20 protein-coding genes are annotated in these 20,116 nt (G+C 45.7%); 18 read left to right on the plus strand and 2 right to left on the minus strand.

Annotation, left to right across the window (positions count from 1 at the left end; translation table 11 throughout):
- The first annotated feature begins 52 nt into the window (after positions 1-52).
- The 3 genes from AAA942_RS11630 (at position 53) to crtD (ending at position 2,563) form a co-directional block, all read left to right on the plus strand.
- Positions 53-631 (plus strand): 2'-5' RNA ligase family protein, encoded by a 579-nt coding sequence (locus tag AAA942_RS11630; protein ID WP_338220445.1) that lies wholly within the window; start codon positions 53-55, stop codon positions 629-631.
- On the plus strand, positions 621-947 hold the full coding sequence (locus tag AAA942_RS11635; RefSeq protein WP_338220446.1) for a DUF202 domain-containing protein: 327 nt from the start codon (positions 621-623) through the stop codon (positions 945-947). The genes AAA942_RS11630 and AAA942_RS11635 overlap by 11 nt, the downstream gene beginning before the upstream one ends.
- A gap of 134 nt (positions 948-1,081) precedes the next feature.
- Entirely contained in the window at positions 1,082-2,563 is a 1,482-nt protein-coding gene (crtD, locus tag AAA942_RS11640; RefSeq protein WP_338220447.1) for a 1-hydroxycarotenoid 3,4-desaturase CrtD, read from the plus strand.
- 13 nt (positions 2,564-2,576) lie between these two features.
- Here crtD and AAA942_RS11645 read toward each other — a convergent pair whose 3' ends face one another.
- Positions 2,577-3,077, minus strand: a complete 501-nt coding sequence (locus tag AAA942_RS11645; RefSeq protein WP_338220448.1) for a regulatory protein RecX — start codon at positions 3,075-3,077, stop codon at positions 2,577-2,579.
- A gap of 68 nt (positions 3,078-3,145) precedes the next feature.
- Between AAA942_RS11645 and tpiA the strand changes: the two genes are divergently transcribed.
- The 12 genes from tpiA (at position 3,146) to AAA942_RS11705 (ending at position 17,241) form a co-directional block, all read left to right on the plus strand.
- The gene (tpiA, locus tag AAA942_RS11650; RefSeq protein ID WP_338220449.1) at positions 3,146-3,907 is read left to right on the plus strand and encodes a triose-phosphate isomerase; all 762 of its coding nucleotides are present in this window, start codon (positions 3,146-3,148) and stop codon (positions 3,905-3,907) included.
- 80 nt (positions 3,908-3,987) lie between these two features.
- Positions 3,988-4,818, plus strand: a complete 831-nt coding sequence (gene prmA / locus AAA942_RS11655) for a 50S ribosomal protein L11 methyltransferase (RefSeq protein WP_338220896.1) — start codon at positions 3,988-3,990, stop codon at positions 4,816-4,818.
- Positions 4,819-4,871: 53 nt separating this feature from the next.
- Complete coding sequence (locus AAA942_RS11660; protein WP_338220450.1) at positions 4,872-5,078, plus strand: hypothetical protein; 207 nt, start codon at positions 4,872-4,874, stop codon at positions 5,076-5,078.
- 90 nt (positions 5,079-5,168) lie between these two features.
- A complete protein-coding gene (recJ, locus tag AAA942_RS11665; protein ID WP_338220451.1) occupies positions 5,169-6,893 on the plus strand; it encodes a single-stranded-DNA-specific exonuclease RecJ in 1,725 nt (574 codons plus the stop codon).
- 1 nt (position 6,894) lies between these two features.
- A complete protein-coding gene (gene lptB / locus AAA942_RS11670) occupies positions 6,895-7,632 on the plus strand; it encodes an LPS export ABC transporter ATP-binding protein (protein WP_338220452.1) in 738 nt (245 codons plus the stop codon).
- Positions 7,632-9,155 (plus strand): GH3 auxin-responsive promoter family protein, encoded by a 1,524-nt coding sequence (locus tag AAA942_RS11675; RefSeq protein WP_338220453.1) that lies wholly within the window; start codon positions 7,632-7,634, stop codon positions 9,153-9,155. The genes lptB and AAA942_RS11675 overlap by 1 nt, the downstream gene beginning before the upstream one ends.
- A gap of 156 nt (positions 9,156-9,311) precedes the next feature.
- On the plus strand, positions 9,312-10,253 hold the full coding sequence (locus tag AAA942_RS11680; protein ID WP_338220454.1) for a lytic transglycosylase domain-containing protein: 942 nt from the start codon (positions 9,312-9,314) through the stop codon (positions 10,251-10,253).
- 31 nt (positions 10,254-10,284) lie between these two features.
- Entirely contained in the window at positions 10,285-11,556 is a 1,272-nt protein-coding gene (locus AAA942_RS11685) for a M24 family metallopeptidase (protein WP_338220455.1), read from the plus strand.
- A gap of 102 nt (positions 11,557-11,658) precedes the next feature.
- Positions 11,659-14,496 (plus strand): excinuclease ABC subunit UvrA, encoded by a 2,838-nt coding sequence (gene uvrA, locus AAA942_RS11690; RefSeq protein WP_338220456.1) that lies wholly within the window; start codon positions 11,659-11,661, stop codon positions 14,494-14,496.
- Between the two features lie 77 nt (positions 14,497-14,573).
- Positions 14,574-15,626 (plus strand): sensor histidine kinase, encoded by a 1,053-nt coding sequence (locus AAA942_RS11695; RefSeq protein WP_338220457.1) that lies wholly within the window; start codon positions 14,574-14,576, stop codon positions 15,624-15,626.
- 15 nt (positions 15,627-15,641) lie between these two features.
- Positions 15,642-16,376 carry a LytR/AlgR family response regulator transcription factor gene (locus tag AAA942_RS11700; RefSeq protein ID WP_338220458.1) on the plus strand — a complete coding sequence of 245 codons (735 nt, stop codon included), beginning with the start codon at positions 15,642-15,644 and terminating at the stop codon, positions 16,374-16,376.
- A gap of 109 nt (positions 16,377-16,485) precedes the next feature.
- Positions 16,486-17,241: a LytR/AlgR family response regulator transcription factor gene (locus AAA942_RS11705; protein WP_338220459.1), complete on the plus strand. Its 756-nt coding sequence runs from the start codon at positions 16,486-16,488 to the stop codon at positions 17,239-17,241.
- A 135-nt stretch (positions 17,242-17,376) separates the two neighbouring features.
- On the opposite strand, the gene AAA942_RS11710 is transcribed toward AAA942_RS11705, so the two are convergent.
- Entirely contained in the window at positions 17,377-17,619 is a 243-nt protein-coding gene (locus tag AAA942_RS11710) for a hypothetical protein (RefSeq protein ID WP_338220460.1), read from the minus strand.
- Between the two features lie 306 nt (positions 17,620-17,925).
- Between AAA942_RS11710 and AAA942_RS11715 the strand changes: the two genes are divergently transcribed.
- Genes AAA942_RS11715 through AAA942_RS11725 form a run of 3 tightly spaced genes read left to right on the plus strand, consistent with a single transcriptional unit; the run spans position 17,926 to position 20,101 of the window.
- The gene (locus AAA942_RS11715; RefSeq protein WP_338220461.1) at positions 17,926-18,552 is read left to right on the plus strand and encodes a response regulator transcription factor; all 627 of its coding nucleotides are present in this window, start codon (positions 17,926-17,928) and stop codon (positions 18,550-18,552) included.
- Positions 18,553-18,560: 8 nt separating this feature from the next.
- A complete protein-coding gene (locus AAA942_RS11720; protein ID WP_338220462.1) occupies positions 18,561-19,607 on the plus strand; it encodes a Gfo/Idh/MocA family oxidoreductase in 1,047 nt (348 codons plus the stop codon).
- 56 nt (positions 19,608-19,663) lie between these two features.
- Entirely contained in the window at positions 19,664-20,101 is a 438-nt protein-coding gene (locus AAA942_RS11725) for an outer membrane insertion C- signal (protein WP_338220463.1), read from the plus strand.
- The last annotated feature ends 15 nt before the right edge of the window (positions 20,102-20,116 follow it).

A 20,116-nucleotide genomic window follows, 5' to 3' on the forward strand; every position in this document is an offset into this window, starting at 1 on the left:
TTGAATTAGGCTTGTTTCTGGTATTTCAGGTAACTTAGCAGGGATGAAAATCATGCAAAAGTATTTTCTTGCCCTTGTGCCTCCCGCTGAAATCCTAGAAAAAGCTGAATCCATCAAGCAGGAGATCAGGGGGAAGTTCAATGTAAAATATGCGCTAAAGTCCCCTGCTCACATCACGCTAAAGATGCCTTTCTCTTACAATGAAGCCAAGGAAGCAGTCCTTTGTGAACAGCTTAGCGTGTTTGCTTCAAGATTTAAGCCTTTCAAAGTAGAACTGGGAAAGATAAATACTTTTGGAAAAAGAGTGATTTTTTTGGGAGTGGAGCCTTCAGCCCCGCTACTTCTGCTTCAGTCAGCTTTGAAGTCATTTTGTAAGAAAGAACTCAACCTTGTAGACGAATTGAGTGATCGGAATTACCATCCGCACATGACCTTGGCTTTCAAAGATCTCAAAGCGACAAAATTTGATGACGTATTGGGGTTAGCAAAATCAAAAGAATTTGATGCTGAATTTATCGCCAAGGGTTTCTATTTGCTAAAAAGAGCCGATGGAAAATGGAAAATACATCGGGAAATTCCCTTTTCTTCGGGTGGCCTGATGGATACTCTGCCGGGAAATCGTGAAATTTAGACAGACAGTTACTACATTAATTTTGAATAAGGACCTCATTCTTCGGGAAAATTTGGCTATCCAAAGGACGGTTTTGGCTAATCAGACTACTTTTTTGGCTTTTTTGAGGACATCTATGTATTTTTTGGTGGCAGGTTTAAGTATTCGAAATCTGCTTGAAATGGAAAATGGTCTGGCCTATCAAATCCTTTTTTACAGTATTTCCGGGGTTATTTTTATCTACGGGCTGATCAACTACCTAAGGCAAAGAAAAAAAATCGAAGCCAGCAAGAAGCACGTGGGTGATTACCAATTGGATTACCTAAACAAGGACTGATTTCAATATCCTCGGGTGTTAATTATTGGCAAAAAGTTGATCGAAAGGGCCGTTTTTTTAAACATTATTTCAAAATTGGATTTTTAAATTACTACGAAGACTTTATTACGCACTAAATACATCCAACCCCTTACATGCCTTCTAAAGCACTTATTGTTGGCTCGGGAATAGCCGGTATAGCCTCTTCCATCCGATTGGCTTCCAAGGGCTATCAGGTCGAGGTCTTCGAAGCCAATTCCTATCCGGGAGGGAAACTCTCCGAGATCCAACTCCAAGGCTATCGCTTCGATGCAGGCCCCTCTCTTTTCACTCTTCCTGAGCAAGTGGAGGAGCTGTTCCAATTGGCGGGAAAAGACCCCAAGCAGTACTTTGAATACCTAAAGCTGGATGTAGCCTGTCATTATTTTTGGGAGGATGGAAAGCAAATCAAAGCTTGGTCTGACCTGAACCGATTTGCTGAGGAGGTAGAGACTCGTCTGGGAGAGCCCGGTGCTCATGTCCGGCAGGCTTTACAGCGTTCGGCTTACATCTATGATCATTTGGCTCCGTTGTTTATGCATCGTTCCTTGCACAAACTCGGAACCTGGACGGGACCTCAGGCGCTCAAATCATACCTGAGAATGGGAAAGTTGGGTATATTCTCGACGATGAATAAGGCCAACGAGGAGCTTTTTTCCAGTCCCAAAATGGTGCAGCTCTTCAATCGCTACGCTACCTACAATGGTTCGGACCCTTATCAGACCCCGGCAACGCTGAATATTATTCCTCACTTGGAGTTCAATATCGGAGCTTTTTTTCCTAAAAAAGGAATGCATGACATCACCCTTAGTCTGTTTAAGTTGGCTCAGAGCATGGGAGTCGAGTTTCATTTCAACTCTCCGGTGGAAGAAATCCTGGTCGAAAATGGGAAATCCACGGGCATTCAAGTGAATCAGCAAAAGATCCCGGCGGATCTGGTGGTCAACAATATGGACATGGTCAATGCCTACAAGACCATTCTGAAAAAGCAAAAGCAGCCTAAAAAGCTCCTGGAACAGCCCAAATCCAGCTCGGCTTTGATTTTCTACTGGGGGATCAAAAAAGTCTTTCCTCAGCTCGATCTGCACAACATCCTCTTTTCGGAAGATTACAAGCGGGAGTTTGAGCATATTTTCAAATTGGGAAGTATCTACGAAGATCCGACGGTCTATATCAATATCACCTCAGTCTATAAACCGGACGATGCACCTCCGGGATGCATGAACTGGTTTACCATGATCAATGTACCCAATAATCAAGGTCAGGATTGGGATCAACTCATTGCTGAAGCCCGAAAGTCCATCATTCAAAAAATCAATCGAATCCTGAAAACGGACTTGGAGTCCCTGATAGAAGTAGAGGAAATCCTTGAGCCCCGTACCATCGAGCTCAAAACTTCCTCCGCCAACGGGGCCTTGTATGGAAACAGCTCCAATAATCGCTTAGCGGCTTTTCTCCGCCACGCGAATTATTCATCGGATATCAAGAACCTGTATTTCTGCGGAGGGAGTGTGCACCCCGGAGGAGGGATTCCTCTTTCCTTGCTTTCGGCAAAAATTATGAGCGAGATGATCCCGACAGCTGACAGTAAGCAATAGTCGGAATTTCCGCCTACTGCAAACTGCCCACTGCTTCCTGAACCAAATCCTGCTCAAAACCCCGGCTCATCAGGTATTGGATGACTTTGAAGCGCTTTTTGAAGGGATCTTTTTCCTGAGTTGATTCCCATTTCTTCTCCGCTTGGGTCAAAAGGGCATCGTGGTATTCCTCAGGATCGATTTCTTCCAATCCGGCACGGATGGAAGCCTGGCTGATTTTTCGCATTCTCAATTCCTGCTGAATCCGGTTCTTCCCCCACTTTTTCAGGCGGAATTTTCCCCGGGCAAAAGAACTGGCAAATCGCTCTTCGTCCAAATATTTTTCTTGAGTCAAAAAATCGAGCAAGTCCTCAATGTCTTTTTCCGGTATTCCTTTTTCGAAAAGTTTTCTCTTTACATCCCAGGCACAGCGCTCCTGATAAGCACAGAAATTTTGGATTTTTTCTTTGGCTTCTTGGACTGACCAATAATTTTTTGGGGTCTGATAGTCGTTATTTTTTCCCCAGCTGGACATTTTTGGTAATTTTGGTTGAAAATACTCCTGCTTACTCTTTTTTCAAACCAAATAAATTTTAGCCTACCATGAGAAAGAAAATCGTTGCCGGCAATTGGAAAATGAACTTGACCTACGATGAGGGTCAAAAACTCACCTCCGAGATTGTCAATATGTATAAAGATGAATCCATCAAGGATGTCATCGCTGTACTCAATCCCCCATTTCCCCACCTTTTACCTGTAAAAAAATTGATCGGGGATACTTCAGGAATCCTTTTGGGAGCCCAAAACTGTTCAGACAAGGAATCAGGAGCCTTCACCGGGGAGGTTTCGGCAAAAATACTGGCCTCTTTCGGAGCAAGCTATGTCATTTTGGGCCACTCAGAGCGGAGAGAATACTTCAAGGAATCCAATGACTTGCTCACTGCCAAAGTGAAGCAGGCTTTGGCCAATGGACTGACGCCGATTTTCTGCTGTGGAGAATCCTTGGAAATCCGAATGGCAGGTACCCACGAAGCTAATGTTAAATTTCAGTTGACCGAAAGTCTTTTTGACCTTTCTCCGGAGGATTTTTCAAAAGTAGTCATCGCCTATGAGCCCATTTGGGCTATTGGTACCGGAAAAACAGCCACTGCAGATCAGGCTCAGGAAATGCATTTGGCCCTGAGAAGACATATTGCCAGCAAATACGGGAAAGACATCGCCAATGCTACCTCGATCCTTTATGGAGGTAGTGCCAATCCGGGAAATGCCAAGGAGCTCTTTTCCAAGCCGGATGTGGACGGTGGACTGATCGGTGGAGCTTCCCTCAAGTCCAGAGACTTTATCGAAATCATCAAGTCATTCTAATCCATTCCCTCGGGAAAAATTAAAATTAGGTCTGTGTTCCCGCAGACTTTTTCTTTGTGTCCGCATTCAATCACATCACTATGGAATACTTGGAGTTTAAAATCAAATGCCTGGAAGAATTCAGGGAAATTCTGATCGCAGAGCTATCTGAGATCGGTTTTGACTCCTTTTTGGAAACAGAAGATGGGATTGATGCCTATATTCCTGAGGATGGCTTCGACAGGCAATCCTTCAATGCCCTGATAGATAGGTATCGGGACGCTGCCCAAATTCAGCTCACCGAGGGCAAAATGCCTAAAGTCAACTGGAATGAGGAGTGGGAGAAAAACTACGATCCCATTGCGGTGGGAGACTTAGTGTATGTGCGGGCATCTTTTCACCCCTCCCAGACTGGCTATCAGCATGAGATTGTGATCAATCCCAAAATGTCTTTTGGTACGGGTCATCATGCGACCACATTTCAGATGCTCAGGCATCAGGGGGAGCTGGACCATAAGGGCAAGCGAGTCTTGGATGTAGGCTCCGGAACGGGCATTTTGGCCATCATGGCCCATCTTCTTGGAGCGAGTGAAGTTCAGGCCTTTGATATCGATGACTGGTGCGTGGACAATGGAAATGAAAACTTTGACCTTAATGGAATGCAGACCCGAATGGGGCTAGGCACGATCCGACAAGTAAATCCCCTGGGTCCCTTTGATATCGTCTTGGCCAATATCAACAAAAACGTGCTTTTGGATGAAATGGAAATCTACGCGGCACTCCTCAAGCCGGCAGGTTATCTCCTGCTAAGTGGATTTTACGCTGAGGATGTGGAGGATTTGGTGGATTTGGGGAAAAAGCTCGGGCTTAATTGGGTCAAAACTTCTACCCGGGAAAACTGGGCTGCACTTATTCTCAGGAAAAGTAGCTAAGCTTTCTTTGCAAAGGCCGGTGGATTTCCGGGTTTTCAGACAATCGAATTGCTATGAACGAACTTCTGATTTATTCCATATTGTTTCTTATCGTGATCGCTCATGCGGTAGCGGCTTTCCGGATGTATCGGGAGGTAAATGCAGATACGGGTTTGAGTTTTCATGAAAAAAACAACTGGAAGCTCAAGGCATTGATTTCTCCCTTGCTTTTTCTGTCATACTATCGTCAGGATAAAAGGCGACGAAATCGGGGAGAATAGAAACTTTTTGGTTCGAATGTTCGCTTATACCCTATCTTCCCTCTGTAGTTTTTGAGGGGCTCATCTCAATTACTTTTGTAATTTTATCTCATGGAGTACGTCTGGAAACAAAAACCCAAAGCCTCTCAGTCAGCCATCGAAAAGCTCGGAAAAGAGATCAATGTGAATCCTATTCTAGCCAACATGCTGATAAACAGAGGTGTGGAGACATTTGATCAGGCTAAGGATTACTTTCGTCCCAATCTCAGTCAGCTCCACTCTCCCTTTCTCATGCAGGATATGGACAAGGCCGTGGACCGAATTCATCAGGCGATCCAAAGTGAAGAGAAAATTTTGGTTTACGGGGATTATGACGTAGACGGCACTACAGCTGTGGCTTTGATGTATAGTTTTTTGAAAGGGATCTATACCGAAGTAGACTTTTACATCCCGGATCGATATAAAGAAGGCTATGGGATTTCGGAAAAGGGCGTCCGGTTCGCAGCAGAAAATGGGTTTACTCTCGTGATTGCCTTGGATTGCGGAATCAAAGCCATCGACAAGGTGGCCCTAGCTTCCGAATTGGGGGTGGATTTTATCATATGCGATCACCATACACCCGGCGAAACACTTCCTGCAGCCATTGCTGTTTTAGATTCCAAAAGAGAAGACTGTGCCTACCCGTACAAGGAGCTAAGTGGCTGTGGAGTAGGTTTCAAATTGATTCAGGCTTATGCCAAATCCCATGGGATAGAAGAGTCTAGACTATACCCCTATTTGGATTTGGTAGCGGTGAGTATCGCAGCGGATATCGTTCCGATTACCGGAGAAAACCGGATTTTGGCCTTTTTTGGATTGGATCGAATCAATAACAATCCAAGACCTGGATTGAAGGCGCTGATCATTCAGGCCAAGGTGGAAAAGGAAATCCAAATTTCGGATATCGTTTTCAAAATCGGGCCTAGAATCAACGCTTCGGGAAGATTGGAGCATGCGCAGGCTTCGGTGGAGCTTTTGATTTCTTCCAATCTGGACGAAGCCATCGAGCGGGCCAAGTTGGTCGATGAGGTGAATGCTACCCGGAGAAATTTTGATGAAAATATCACCAAAGAAGCCTTTGAAATGCTTGCTGAGCGGGAGCTTCAGGCGGAGTGGAATTCTACCGTGCTGTTCAAAGAAGACTGGCACAAAGGGGTCATCGGGATCGTAGCCAGCCGATGTATTGAAAAGTACTATCGTCCCACCATCATTCTGACCGAGTCGAATAATAAAGCTACCGGAAGTGCACGTTCGGTAGTGGATTTTGATATTTACGAAGCCATCGCAGAATGCGCCGACCTTTTGGATCAGTTTGGAGGGCATAAATATGCCGCCGGATTGACGCTGAGTGTGGATAAAGTTCCGGCTTTCCAGGCCAAGTTTGAGCAAGTAGTAAAAAGCCGAATTGAAGAAATTCATCTCAAGCCTGTCATCGAAGTGGATGATGAGCTGATTTTGGATCAGATCAATTACCGGTTTTACAATATATTAAAGCAGATGGCGCCTTTTGGCCCCGGCAATACCGAGCCGGTCTTCCGAATCAGCAATGTGTACGCAGAAGATGTCACCGTGCTGAAAGACAAGCACTTGAGATTTAAAATCGTGCAGGACGGGCAGTTGACCACTCCGGTCTGCTTGGGGTTTGGGATGGCCGACCGGGCCAAAGATCCGGATCTGACTACGGTGAATATGCTTCGGGGAAGGATGCGTTTTGATATTTTGGCAGAAATCCGGGAAAACTTCTTCAGGGACAAAAGCAGTTTGCAACTTTACATTAAGGACATCAAATTCGATTGATATGAAGCTTCGTGCTGAACACCTCGTGAAAATATACAAAGGCCGTCGTGTGGTCAACGACATCTCAGTCGAAGTTGAACAAGGAGAGATCGTGGGACTTCTAGGTCCAAATGGAGCCGGGAAAACCACCTCCTTTTATATGATCGTAGGTCTGATCCAGCCCAACGAAGGGAAGATTTTTTTGGAAAAGGAAGAGATAACTTCCTTGCCCATGTATAAGCGAGCCAAGCTTGGGATCGGATATCTGGCTCAGGAGGCTTCTGTATTCAGAAAGCTCTCCGTAGAAGAAAATATTCTAGCCGTACTGGAAATGACCAAAATGCCCAAAGCTGAGCAAAAGGAAAAAGTGGAGATGCTTTTGGAGGAGTTTAGCCTTACCCATGTCCGGAAAAATCTGGGTATGGTCCTCTCCGGAGGAGAAAGGAGAAGAACCGAAATCGCTAGGGCTTTGGCCGTAGATCCCAAGTTCGTGCTCTTGGATGAGCCTTTTGCTGGGGTGGATCCGATCGCGGTAGAAGAAATCCAGACCATAGTAGCCAAGCTTAAGACCAAGAATATTGGCATTTTGATCACCGATCACAATGTCAACGAGACACTCTCCATCACCGACCGGGCCTACCTGATGTTTGAAGGCAGGCTGCTAAAAGCCGGGACAGCCGAAGAGCTCGCTGCTGATGAGCAGGTGCGAAAAGTCTACCTTGGAAGCCAGTTTGAGCTCAAGCGTAAAATTTTTAACTGATGGAGGTCCTCAATACATTCATGACTTGGCTTTTCAAAAGCCGATTGGGACAAATAGACTATTTCAAAAATAATCCTCATGAGGTCCAAAAGGCTACTTTTTGGGAATTGATCGAGGCCGGAGCCAGGACAGAATTCGGAAGAAAATATGGGTTTGATAAAATTAAATCCTACGTAGACTTTTCCAGCCAAATCCCGCTTTTTGACTACGAAAGCTTCAAGCCATTCATCGAAAAGACGATGAAAGGCCAGCAAAATGTAATCTGGAATACCGACATCGAATGGTTTGCCAAGTCCTCAGGCACGACCTCTTCCCGAAGCAAATACATTCCCATTTCCGAAGAGAGTCTGGAGGAGTGCCACTACAAAGGGGGCAAGGACATGGTCTCCCTCTACATCAGTAATTACCCGGACACCAAACTTTTTACCGGAAAAAGTCTCTCGATTGGGGGTACTTTGGAAAAAAACCCGCTGAATCCGGAAGGTACCGCACGTGCCGGTGACGTGTCCGCTGTCATCATGCAAAACCTTCCCATTTGGGCGCAATTTGCCCGCACTCCTTCTTTGGAGGTAGCTCTGATGAGTGAATGGGAGGCCAAAATTGAAAAAATGGCGAGGGAGACAATGAATGAAAATGTTACCTCCATCGCCGGTGTGCCGACTTGGACCATCGTCTTGCTTCAGCGTATTCTTGAATTGAAAAAGGCAAAGCATATTTTGGAAGTGTGGCCAAATTTGGAGGTCTTTTTCCATGGCGCAGTGGCTTTTGGGCCCTATCGTGCGCTTTTTAAAGAGCTCATTCCCTCCAGCAAAATGCGCTACATGGAGACGTACAATGCCTCTGAGGGTTTTTTTGGAGTCCAGGATCAGCCAGATTCCGATGAGTTGCTTCTGCTTTTGGACTATGGGATTTTCTACGAATTTATCCCCATGGAGGAGTGGGATAATGAGAATCCAAAGACTAGTCAACTCAGTGAGGTTGAAGTAGGGAAAAACTATGCGATGGTCATTTCCACCAACGGTGGTCTATGGCGGTACAAAATCGGGGATACAGTCAAATTCACCTCCACTAGCCCCTATCGCTTCCGCATTTCGGGCCGCACCAAGCACTTTATCAATGCTTTTGGAGAAGAAGTCATTGTGGAAAATGCCGAAAACGCCATTCAATTCGCTTGCGAAAAAACGGGCTCCACTATTACCAATTTTACCGCAGCCCCGGTCTATTTTGAAGGAAATGGTTCCAAAGGAGCCCATGAATGGGTAGTTGAATTTCAAAAAGCTCCGGAGAATCTCGAAGAGTTTTCCGAGATCTTAGACCGGCGTCTACGCGAGATCAATTCCGATTATGACGCCAAGCGGCATAAGAATTTGGCTTTGAATCAGCTTATCCTTCATCAAGCCTCACCCGGACTTTTTGAAGCATGGTTGGGCAAAAAAGGAAAGTTGGGAGGACAGTATAAAGTGCCAAGGCTTTCCAACTCCAGAGAGTATTTGGATGAGATTTTGGAAATGATGAAAGGATAAAGGCCTGACGATAGAATAAGGATTGATTTATGTCTTTTTAATGAAGGTAATTTTAAAGCAGTATAAAGACAGCCTAATCAAGCCACTTGCATAAAGTTTTTGGGTATATTTTCGGAAGAGAATTACCTTGGTCATCTGACCCTTCCCAATATCTTCATGTCCCGTTTTCATCTTATTTCTTTATACACTTTTTGTGTTGTAGCTGTTTTTCTGGCTGCAATGGCCTATTGGTCCAAAACACCCGAAGTTCCTTCTTTAGAATCCTCTTTTCAGGAGCAACCACTTGTGCTTTATCCCTCTTCGGGTAGTCGGGATTCCATTCGTTTATTCGATTTGCCCAAAGAACTCAGCTTTGCCGGGGAGAAAGTTCCCCTTGAGGAGCCGGATGTACTGGAAAGACTGGAGCGGGAGATTTATGTGAATGCTTATTGGGAATCGAATATGATCCTACTGATGAAGCGATCCGGGAAGTATTTTCCCCAAATCGAAGCCATTTTGGAAAAGGCAGGCATTCCCGATGACTTCAAGTACTTGGCCTTGGCAGAAAGTGGGCTCATGAATGTGGTCTCTCCCGCCGGGGCAAGAGGATTTTGGCAGTTTATGGAAAGTACAGCCAAAGAGTATGGGCTGGAAGTGACGGGTGATGTGGACGAGCGCTACCATTTCGAAAAATCCACCCAAGCCGCTACCCAATACCTGAAAAAAGCCCATGCGAAATTTGGAGACTGGACGGCAGTGGCGGCAAGCTACAACATGGGCCAAAGTGGATTTTCCCGGAGACAAGAGGAGCAGCTTCATTCCAGCTACTATGACCTCTACCTCAATGAGGAGACAAGTCGGTACCTTTTCCGGATTTTGGCATTTAAAGTGATTTTTGAGAATCCTGGCGAATTTGGTTTTCACCTGAAGGAAAAGGATTATTACCGAAACCCTGACTTGAAAACAGTCCGTGTGGATGAAGATATCAAAGACTTGGCTTCTTGGGCCAAAAGTCAGGGAAGCTCTTACAAACAACTCAAACTATATAACCCTTGGTTAAGAGATCGCAACCTGAATGTCCGAAAGGGCCGAGCCTATGACATTCAGCTCCCGAAATGATCTAGCCACTCTTTATTCCACCAATCCAATCATGAAAAGAAGAAACTTTATGCAAATCACCGCTTTGGGAGCTGGTACCTCCCTATTCACTGGCACTTCAGCTTGGGCTGGGAGTACTCTTTCGACTGAGTCCCAATTGGAAAAATTGACCTCCCGGGTAGAAGATATTCAGCCTATTTCCCTGGAAGAAAGGAAAAGTCGAATCGCCAAAGCCCAAAACTTGATGGAGCAAAACGGAATGGCGGCCATTGTTTTGGACTCGGGTACTTCCATGAATTACTTCACCGGGATGACTTGGGGCCAAAGTGAACGACCCATGGTCGTAGTGATTCCTGCCAGGGGAGAGGTGAGCTACATCTGTCCTAAGTTTGAGCAGGACCGACTCGAGGAGCGGATCAAAATCGGTTCGTCGGTGTATCCTTGGGAAGAAGACGAAAGTCCTTATGAGCAGATCAAGAAAGCCATTTTAGACTCTGGAGCGCGCTCGGGCAAGATAGGCATCGAAGAGCGGGTCAGATTTTTTATTGCGGATGGGCTCAGGCAGGTAGCAGGAGGATTTGATTTGGTCAGTGCAGATCCGGTCACTATTCCTTGCCGGATTATCAAGTCTCCGGCGGAGATTGCCCTTATGCAGCGGGCCACAGAAATCACCATTGAAGCCATGAAATTGGGCTTTTCCGCGCTGAAAGAGGGAGTAAGTCCTTCTGCATTTTCATCTGCTGTGGCTCAAGCTCATCAGAAAATGGGAGGAAGGCATGCCTTTGCCCTGGCCAATTTTGCTGAGGCCTCGGCTTTTCCTCATGGCACGACCAAGCCTCAGGTCTTGAAGGCAGGGGATGTGGTCTTGGTGGATTGTGGCTGCACGGTAGAGGGATACAATTCGGACATCAGCCGAACGCTTGTCTTTGGGGCAGAGCCCACTTCCAGACAGCTGGAAATCTGGAATCTGGAAAAAGAAGCCCAAATGGCAGGGTATAAAGCTGCACAAATCGGGGCACCACTCGAAGCGGTGGATGCTGCTGCAAGAAAGGTGATTACCGATGCGGGCTTTGGTCCGGATTATAAACTTCCCGGATTGCCTCATCGGACTGGACATGGGATTGGCATGGATGGGCACGAATGGGGAAATGCTGTCCGAGGCAATAAAACTATCCTGGAGCCCGGCATGTGTTTCAGCATCGAGCCAAACATTTCCATTGTAGGGGAGTTTGGAGTAAGACACGAGGATTGTGTGTATATGACCGAAAATGGCCCGGTATGGTTCTCACAGCCCAGCCCTTCCATAGATCAGCCATTTGCCTGAAATGTGCCTCCATGGCAGTATTCCATCTGGGAATAGTTGAATTTGGACCGGTCTTCCGCTCAAAAAATCATAACTTCGCCGTTTGAAATTTTCCTTATTCCAATGAGTAAATCCCCTGCTGGTACCGAGGAGTTTATTGAAATTTTCGGAGCCAGAGAACATAATCTCAAAAATCTGGACATTCGCATACCCCGCAACAAGCTGGTTGTGGTGACTGGGCTATCCGGTAGCGGCAAAAGCTCCCTAGCTTTTGACACCATCTATGCCGAAGGGCAAAGAAGGTACATGGAAAGCTTTTCTGCCTATGCGCGCTCATTTTTGGGGGGATTGGAGCGCCCGGATGTGGATAAGATCAATGGTTTGTCTCCGGTGATTGCCATCGAGCAAAAGACCACTTCCAAAAATCCCCGATCCACAGTGGGGACAGTTACTGAGATTTACGATTTCATGCGCTTGCTTTTTGCGAGAGCGGGAGAGGCGTATTCTTATCTCACGGGGAAAAAGATGATCCGACAGACCGAAGATCAGATCATTGAGCAGCTTTTCTCCAAGTTTCAGGGGAAAAAACTGTATATCCTCGCCCCAGTGGTCAAAGGCCGAAAAGGACACTATCGGGAGCTTTTCGAGCAGATCCGAAAAATGGGCTTTTCCAAAGTCAGAGTGGACGGAGTCGTCATGGATTTGATCCCAAAGATGCAGCTCGATCGATACAAAATACACGATATCGAGATCGTCATCGACCGGATTGTGGCTGATGAGTCGGACCGGTTTCGAATCACCCAATCGCTCAAGTCCGCTCTACAGCATGGCAAAGGAGTGATCATGATCCGTGAAGAAAACGGAGAAATCCATCATTTCTCCAAATATCTGATGGATCCCGAGACGGGATTGTCCTATGACGAACCGGCTCCAAATACCTTTTCATTCAACTCCCCTTACGGAGCCTGCCCTACCTGCAATGGGCTTGGAATTACAGAAGAAATCACCCGGGAGAGTATCATCCCCGATCCCAATCTGAGCATCACCCGAGGAGGTATTGCTCCTTTGGGAGAGTATAGGGATATCTGGATATTTAAAAAGATCGAGGCCATCCTGAAGCATTACAAATGCTCCATGAGCACCCCCATTAAAAACCTTCCGGAAAAGGTCGTGGAGATTTTGCTTTACGGGGACAAAGTCGAAGTAGCGGTAGACTCGGTAAAATATCCCGGGACCAAGTGGCATACCACATTCGAGGGGATTGTCAATTTCCTCCAGAAATACCAAGAAGGAAGTTCGGATAAAATCCAGGATTGGGTATCCGAATTTACTATTACCCAAACTTGTCCTGACTGTGAAGGATACCGACTGAAAAAAGAAGCACTGCACTTCAAAATCGATGAAAAGCATATCGGACAGCTGGCGATGATGGATATCGGTGGCTTATCCGAATGGTTTATAAACTTGGAGAGCCGAATGACCGAAAAGCAGCAAATCATCGGAGCTGAGGTCTTGAAAGAAATTCGAAAAAGAATCGGATTCCTGATGGATATTGGGCTGGATTACCTTTCGCTCAATCGCCCGCTGAAGACCCTGTCCGGGGGAGAGGCCCAGCGTATTCGATTGGCTACTCAGATCGGGACTCAGTTGGTCGGAGTGCTTTACATTTTGGATGAACCCAGTATTGGCCTCCATCAGCGGGACAATGTCAAGCTGATCAAAGCCCTTCAAAGCCTGAGAGACTTGGGAAATTCTGTCCTGGTGGTAGAGCATGACAAGGACATGATGCTGGAATCAGACTTTGTCCTGGATATGGGCCCGGGGGCGGGAAGGCACGGAGGCCATGTGGTGGCTGCAGGACATCCAGGTGATATTTTTAATAACGGCTCAGTGACTTCCCGATATCTCAGCGGAAAGCTGGGAATGGAAGTTCCCAAGAAAAGGAGGCCGGGGAAAGGACAGCATCTGATTCTGAAAGGTGCCAGCGGAAACAATCTGAAAAAAGTGGATTTGGAGCTTCCTTTGGGAACGCTGATTCTCATCACAGGGGTATCCGGAAGTGGGAAAAGTACCCTGATTCATGAGACCTTATATCCTATTCTGAACCGGCAGTTTTACAACTCCAAAAAGGAGCCCATGCCTTATCAGAGCATAGAAGGATTGGAGCATTTGGATAAAGTAATCGAGGTGGATCAAAGCCCAATCGGGCGGACTCCCCGATCCAATCCTGCCACGTACACCGGGGTATTTTCGGATATCCGAACGCTCTTCACTGAGCTTCCCGAAGCAAAAATCCGAGGCTACAAACCGGGAAGATTCTCTTTCAATGTGAAAGGAGGGCGATGCGAGGACTGCGAGGGTGCGGGAATGAAGCTGATCGAAATGGACTTTCTCCCGGATGTGCATATCCCTTGCGAAACCTGCAAAGGAAAGCGATACAACCGAGAGACTTTAGAGGTGAGGTTTAAAGGAAAATCCATCTCGGATGTACTGGATATGACTGTGGAGCAAGCAGTAGAGTTCTTTGCGAATCAGCCCAAGATCCTCCGAAAGATCAGGACGCTCAATGATGTCGGGCTAGGCTATATCACCTTGGGTCAGCATGCCACTACACTATCGGGGGGAGAAGCTCAGCGGGTCAAGTTAGCTACAGAGCTTTCCAAGAAGGATACCGGGAAGACATTTTACATTCTCGATGAACCTACAACAGGCCTGCACTTTCAGGACATAGATTTACTGATGGGCGTATTGCAAAAGCTAGTGGAAAAGGGAAATACAGTCCTCGTGATCGAACACAATCTGGATGTGATCAAAATGGCCGACTATGTGGTCGATTTGGGTCCTGAAGGAGGCAATGCCGGAGGATCTATCGTGGTCAGCGGGACACCTGAGAAGGTAGCTGCTCATCCACAGAGTCATACCGGGAAATTTCTTGCCATGGAGCTCAATCGCTCAAATTGACGCCCAAATCAACCCACTCGCCCTTTTATCAAATTAAGATATGGGGAATTTTTGGGTGACCTATATTTGACCTTACTATGAACAGAGTCAGGCTGTACTGGATTTTGCAGATCATCGGTTGGGGAAGCTTCGCCTTTGTCAACATATTTTTTGCATCGCTTTCTCAGGGGATTTCCTCAGTTCAGCTTTGGGCATTTGTTTCCCTTGCCTGTTTTTACCTACTGTCTACTCATGCCCTAAGGCATGTGGTGAAAACATACGAGTGGTTCAAGCTGGGAATTTTCCGGCTTTTGGTCCAGACTTTATTGGCCTTACTTTCATTGGCGGTAGTCAATGTGCTGGCGCAAATTCTGATCAACATTGCCTTTGGAACCCTGAATCCCGGTGAGGATTTTCGGGCTTTGGTGATTGTGGTCAACCTTTTTGTCAGCTTTCTCTATTACTCCTTTTGGTTTCTGCTTTACTTCCTATTTCACTTTTTGGACAATTACAACAACAGCCTGAAGTACGAGGCCAAAATCAATGAAATCCGGCTCAATCACCTGAAAAGCCAGCTCAACCCCCATTTTATATTCAATGCGTTGAACTCGGTGAGGGCTTTGGTGGACGAAGACCCTGAAAAAGCAAAGACAGCCATAACTCGTATTTCCAACATGCTCCGGTTTTCTCTAATGATGGACAAAAAGCAGGTGATTGACTTTGGGGATGAGTTGGAGACAGTCAAAGATTACCTGGCTTTGGAGTCTATCCGATTTGAGGAGAGGCTGGAAGTGGTCTACCTGATCGAAGATGAGGCCTATTCTTACAAGATTCCCCCCATGATGCTGCAGACTATTGTGGAGAACGCTATCAAGCATGGGATTTCTAATTTGGTCAAAGGGGGCTTGATCGAGATCAAATGCAGGGAAGGTCTCCAGGACGAATTGTATATTCAAGTGAAAAACAGCGGGTATCTGACCAACCAAAAGTCAAAAGAAAAGAAAAAAGAAGGGGGACATGGATTGGAAAATACCAAGCAGCGGCTGAAACTCCTCTACGGGGATAGGGCCAGTTTCCGGATCTTCAACTCGGGAAACCAATTTGTCATAACCGAAATCAAAATTCCGAAACAAAGAGTTACTTTAGAATAACGAAAGCCTATAATAATGAGAGCAATTGTAATTGATGACGAAAGATTGGCCAGAAAAGAGCTGATCACTTTGCTGAACCAACTTGAAACCGTGGAGGTAGTGGGCGAAGCAGTGAATGTGGATGATGCCAAAGAGAAAATCGAACAGCTTCAGCCTGATGTCATTTTTCTGGATATCCAAATGCCTGAAAAAACCGGGTTTGACCTTTTGGAGGAGCTCGATCACGTACCCCATGTCATATTCACCACTGCTTACGATGAATATGCCTTGAAGGCCTTTCAGGTTAATGCCTTGGACTATCTACTGAAGCCGATCGAGCCCAAGCGATTGGAGGAAGCGATCAATCGACTGATCGGTAAAATCGAAGGGGCAGCCAAAAATCAGGAAAACGGAGGTTTTCAAAACAATAAAAAACTTACCCTTGATGATCAGGTTTTTGTCAAAGACGGAGACCGATGCTGGTTCGTGAGACTATCGAATGTGCGACTTTTTGAATCAGACGGAAACTACATCAAAGTCTATTTCGACAATTTCAAGCCGATGATTCACAAATCCCTCAATGCTCTGGATGACAGACTGGACGAGAAGTCATTCTTTAGAGCAAGCCGTAAGCACATTATCAATCTGGGATGGGTAGAGGCAATCGAACCTTGGTTTAATGGGGGCTTGGTAGTGACTCTTCGAGGAGGAGACCGGATCGAAGTCAGCCGAAGACAGGCTGCTAGATTCAAAGAAATGATGAGTCTTTGATTTCATAGGCAGAAAAAAGCATTTGATTTTCAAAAGAAAATTTGGACCTTAGTTTCACTAAAGGTTAGAACCTTTATTTCACACATCAAAGCACTATCGCTATTGCCCTATGAAAGACGAAAGAATACTGATCGTAGAAGATGAAATCAGCATTGCAGAAAACATTCAGGAAATATTAGAACTCCTAGGCTATGTCAATATTGATATCGCCAATTCTGCCAATCAGTGTATCAAGATCATCAAGAAATATCGTCCTGATCTCATTTTCATGGACATCAAGCTCAAGGGCGACAAGGACGGGATCGAATTGGGAGAAATTGTCAAGCAGATGGTCGATGCTCCTTTGGTCTTTGTGACTTCTTACAGTGACCCAACGATTATCGAAAGGGCCAAGCGAATTGCTCCGGCTGGATTTATTGTAAAGCCCTTCAACACCAATGACATTCACGCGATTGTAGAAATCGTCCTGTACAATAAGCGGACAAAGCCTGCACCGGAAGCAGCCGTGGTCAAGGTCGGCAATGAAAGTCCGTTTTTGGTGGATGATGCGGTTTTTATCAAAGCCGACAATGCCTTCGAGCGGGTGCAATACGAAGACTTGTATTACGTGGAGGCCAATGGAAACATGGTTACCATCTTTACTAAAAACAGGGACTACAGCATCCGAAAGTCCATGAAGGAAATCGAGGAGATTCTTCCTTCTCACCTTTTCCTAAGGGTACAAAAGTCTTTCATAGTACAATTGGGACAGATCGAAAGCTTCAATACCAAGGACATCAATCTCAAAAACGGAGCGGTGGTCCAAGTAGGAAGGCAATATTACAACAGCTTCCTTGCCAAATTGAATACCATTACTGAAAGTTAAATATCAATAATAGATGCGGAGCAAGAGGCTAGGGTTTTATTCCTGCTTTGCTTCAAACAAAAAAAAGAGACAGGTAAAACCCGACTCTTTTTTGTAACCAAACAATCAACCAAATTAACCCTTACGAGTCACTCTTTATCCCACCTCGGGCGCCGTATGCGCGGGGGCAGGATGAGTTTTATAAATGTCTACCTGAAGAAGTTCAGGACCTGGAGTAGCTATGGTTCCGATTTGTGGAGTAGTTGGTTTAGTGATTTCAAATCGGGCAGTTTGCTGTGCTAGTTGAGCTTCAGCTTTTGCTTTGAGAACAATGGTAATTGCCATGGCAAAACCCAGAGCCGCACAAACGTTTTTTTGGGAAAAGATTGAAGTATTCATGGCAGTAAATAAGTTGGTTTGTTTTCGTATGTGGGTTAATGCCAAAAGCAGACCCAAAATAAAAAGGGGCCAAAACAGCTGATTTAGACGGTTTTGCAAAAAATATCTGTACGCTTCCGTACACTCAAACCCCGATGACGGACAGAAAAAATGGATAAGCGGACAGATGCAATCCAGACAATACCCGCCAAAATAAGAACCTTTTTACCCGCTATTGGGAATTCCCTTTGTAAAATGAAAATTCAATCTTATTTTTAAGAAGTTCTTAGTGAATTGTCAACCAAAAATCACCCTTACCTTTTTCCAATGATTCGGATTGCATTAGCCGATGATCATAAACTATTTGCCAAAGCCCTCGAGGGCTTGATCGAAGAGCATGAAGGCTTTTTGGTAGAAGAACTATTTCCTAATGGGAAGGAGCTTCTCGAATATCTGGTAGACAACCCTGTGGACATCGTACTCACTGACCTCAACATGCCCGTGGTAAATGGTTTTGAGGTGTTGAAGTATTGCAAAAAGCATTTTCCTGAGATTAAAGTAATCGTGCTTTCTATGTACGATGATGAAAAAATCTTCAAAGAGGCGGTTGCCTTAGGTGCAGACGCATTTATTCTCAAAGATGCTGACCCAGATGAGTTGATTTTTTCCATCACAGAAGTGCACGAAGGAAGGTATATCAAGAATTTTGACCGGGTAATTCAGCAGTCCAAGCAAGGGCCGTTTTTTGACGGGTTTAGGGAAAAATACCGCCTGTCCCGACGGGAAACACAAATCCTGAAAATGATCACCGATGGAATGATTAATAAAGACATGGCCGAGTCCCTTAATCTCAGCATTCAAACCATCGAGACTCATCGCAAAAACATCAATCAAAAACTTCAGGTCAATTCTCTGGTCGATTTGCTCAATAAGGCCAAGGAAATGAACCTGTGACTTTTCCCATGAATCCTCCTATTCGAACCGCTTTAGTCGGCTACGGCTCCGTAGCTGAAAAAATGCATGCTCCGCTTATCGATGTCTGTCCTGATTTGGACTTGGTGGCCGTCGTAGAGCGCAGCACAAACAAATGCGAGAAAAAATATCCGAAGGTCAAGACTTTCCGAAGTCTTGATGAGCTTCTGCTTGCAGATGCTGCTGATTTGATTTGCATCACCACGCCCAATGAATTCCACTTTCCGATGGCTAAGCAATGCCTCCTCGCAGGAAAGCATGTGGTGGTCGATAAGCCGGTGACCGTTCACTCATGGGAAGCTGAAGAGTTGCAGAAAATAGCTTCAGAAAAAGGGCTTACCTGCAGTGTTTTCCACAATCGCCGATACGACGGAGACTTCCGAACTCTTCAAAAACTGGTAGCTGAGGGGACTTTGGGAAGACTGGTCTATGTGGAGTCTCATTTTGACCGATTCCGGCCTCAGGTTTCCGAAAACTGGCGGGAAAAAGACGTCCCCGGCAATGGCATCACCTATGATCTGGGGGTTCACCTTATCGATCAGCTAGTTCTCCTTTTCGGAGTGCCGGAGAGTATTTTTGCAGATATCCAAAAACAGCGTACTAACGCCGTTTCGGATGATTACTTCGACATTTCCCTCTTTTACCCGGGCTTCAAGGCAAGAGTGACTGCGGGAGTCTTGGTCAATGTAGCCACGCCGAAATTTTTGCTTTTGGGAGAAAAAGGAAGCTATCAGAAGTTTTTCCTGGATGTACAGGAGCAGGCTTTCAAGGATGGAAAAAGACCCGAAGGGGATAATTGGGGAGTGGAACCGGAAGAGTGTTGGGGCAAGCTCTATCTTGAAAATGAAGCGCGCCCGCTTCCAACTGAAAAAGGGGACTACCGCATTTTTTATCAAAATGTAGCCGATGCAATTCTGAAAGGTGAAAAGCTTCTAGTGACTGTGAACCAGACGATTGTAGTCCTGAAACTGATAGAAGCAGCCTTTATTTCCTCCAAGGAAGGCAGAAAAATCCATCGGGAAGAAGGAGCTTGGTAAGCAAAATTGGCTTGGACTTTGCCAAGAGGAGATTCCAAACCAATCTGTTATTTACCATGAAAAAGCTGCTCATGCTATCCCTATTTCTTTTGGGACTGGTTAAGCTTTCCTCGGCACAAGTCAGTGTGGGGATCAATCTTCAAAATACCCGCAACTTCATCACTGTAGGCACCAATCCGGACAAAACCCTCTTTTTTGACGGTAGGTTGGGTCTGGGAAGAGAGTTGGGACTGGAATTGGTCGGGGCCTATAATTTTGTCCAAAAAAGTGAGGTAAACGCTTATTTTGGACTTGGCCTCGGACTCTTTGATCATTACCATCCTCGAAAGGATCGCTACTACGATGAGACTTATTTTGCGATTCCGGTAGGCGCGCTGATCAAGCCCTTCAGCAATAAAAACTTTGGGTTTCTGATAGAGGTTGCCCCCATTTTTTATAACGAATATGGAAATTACCTAAGAGGTGGGATAGGGTTTAAGTATACGATTAGATAATCAAAGAAGTCATTT

Source organism: Algoriphagus sp. oki45 (assembly GCF_036245605.1).
Classification (GTDB): domain Bacteria; phylum Bacteroidota; class Bacteroidia; order Cytophagales; family Cyclobacteriaceae; genus Algoriphagus.

What these genes read in the sequence shown, in the direction of transcription:
- AAA942_RS11645 (WP_338220448.1), bottom strand. Translation starts at nt 3,077, where the DNA reads ATGTCCAGCTGGGGAAAAAATAACGACTATCAGACCCCAAAAAATTAT.
- crtD (WP_338220447.1), top strand. Translation starts at nt 1,082, where the DNA reads ATGCCTTCTAAAGCACTTATTGTTGGCTCGGGAATAGCCGGTATAGCC.
- AAA942_RS11630 (WP_338220445.1), top strand. Translation starts at nt 53, where the DNA reads ATGCAAAAGTATTTTCTTGCCCTTGTGCCTCCCGCTGAAATCCTAGAA.
- lptB (WP_338220452.1), top strand. Translation starts at nt 6,895, where the DNA reads ATGAAGCTTCGTGCTGAACACCTCGTGAAAATATACAAAGGCCGTCGT.
- AAA942_RS11720 (WP_338220462.1), top strand. Translation starts at nt 18,561, where the DNA reads ATGAATCCTCCTATTCGAACCGCTTTAGTCGGCTACGGCTCCGTAGCT.
- AAA942_RS11685 (WP_338220455.1), top strand. Translation starts at nt 10,285, where the DNA reads ATGAAAAGAAGAAACTTTATGCAAATCACCGCTTTGGGAGCTGGTACC.
- AAA942_RS11700 (WP_338220458.1), top strand. Translation starts at nt 15,642, where the DNA reads ATGAGAGCAATTGTAATTGATGACGAAAGATTGGCCAGAAAAGAGCTG.
- uvrA (WP_338220456.1), top strand. Translation starts at nt 11,659, where the DNA reads ATGAGTAAATCCCCTGCTGGTACCGAGGAGTTTATTGAAATTTTCGGA.
- AAA942_RS11710 (WP_338220460.1), bottom strand. Translation starts at nt 17,619, where the DNA reads ATGAATACTTCAATCTTTTCCCAAAAAAACGTTTGTGCGGCTCTGGGT.
- AAA942_RS11715 (WP_338220461.1), top strand. Translation starts at nt 17,926, where the DNA reads ATGATTCGGATTGCATTAGCCGATGATCATAAACTATTTGCCAAAGCC.
- AAA942_RS11695 (WP_338220457.1), top strand. Translation starts at nt 14,574, where the DNA reads ATGAACAGAGTCAGGCTGTACTGGATTTTGCAGATCATCGGTTGGGGA.
- recJ (WP_338220451.1), top strand. Translation starts at nt 5,169, where the DNA reads ATGGAGTACGTCTGGAAACAAAAACCCAAAGCCTCTCAGTCAGCCATC.
- AAA942_RS11705 (WP_338220459.1), top strand. Translation starts at nt 16,486, where the DNA reads ATGAAAGACGAAAGAATACTGATCGTAGAAGATGAAATCAGCATTGCA.
- prmA (WP_338220896.1), top strand. Translation starts at nt 3,988, where the DNA reads ATGGAATACTTGGAGTTTAAAATCAAATGCCTGGAAGAATTCAGGGAA.
- AAA942_RS11725 (WP_338220463.1), top strand. Translation starts at nt 19,664, where the DNA reads ATGAAAAAGCTGCTCATGCTATCCCTATTTCTTTTGGGACTGGTTAAG.
- AAA942_RS11675 (WP_338220453.1), top strand. Translation starts at nt 7,632, where the DNA reads ATGGAGGTCCTCAATACATTCATGACTTGGCTTTTCAAAAGCCGATTG.
- tpiA (WP_338220449.1), top strand. Translation starts at nt 3,146, where the DNA reads ATGAGAAAGAAAATCGTTGCCGGCAATTGGAAAATGAACTTGACCTAC.
- AAA942_RS11680 (WP_338220454.1), top strand. Translation starts at nt 9,312, where the DNA reads ATGTCCCGTTTTCATCTTATTTCTTTATACACTTTTTGTGTTGTAGCT.
- AAA942_RS11660 (WP_338220450.1), top strand. Translation starts at nt 4,872, where the DNA reads ATGAACGAACTTCTGATTTATTCCATATTGTTTCTTATCGTGATCGCT.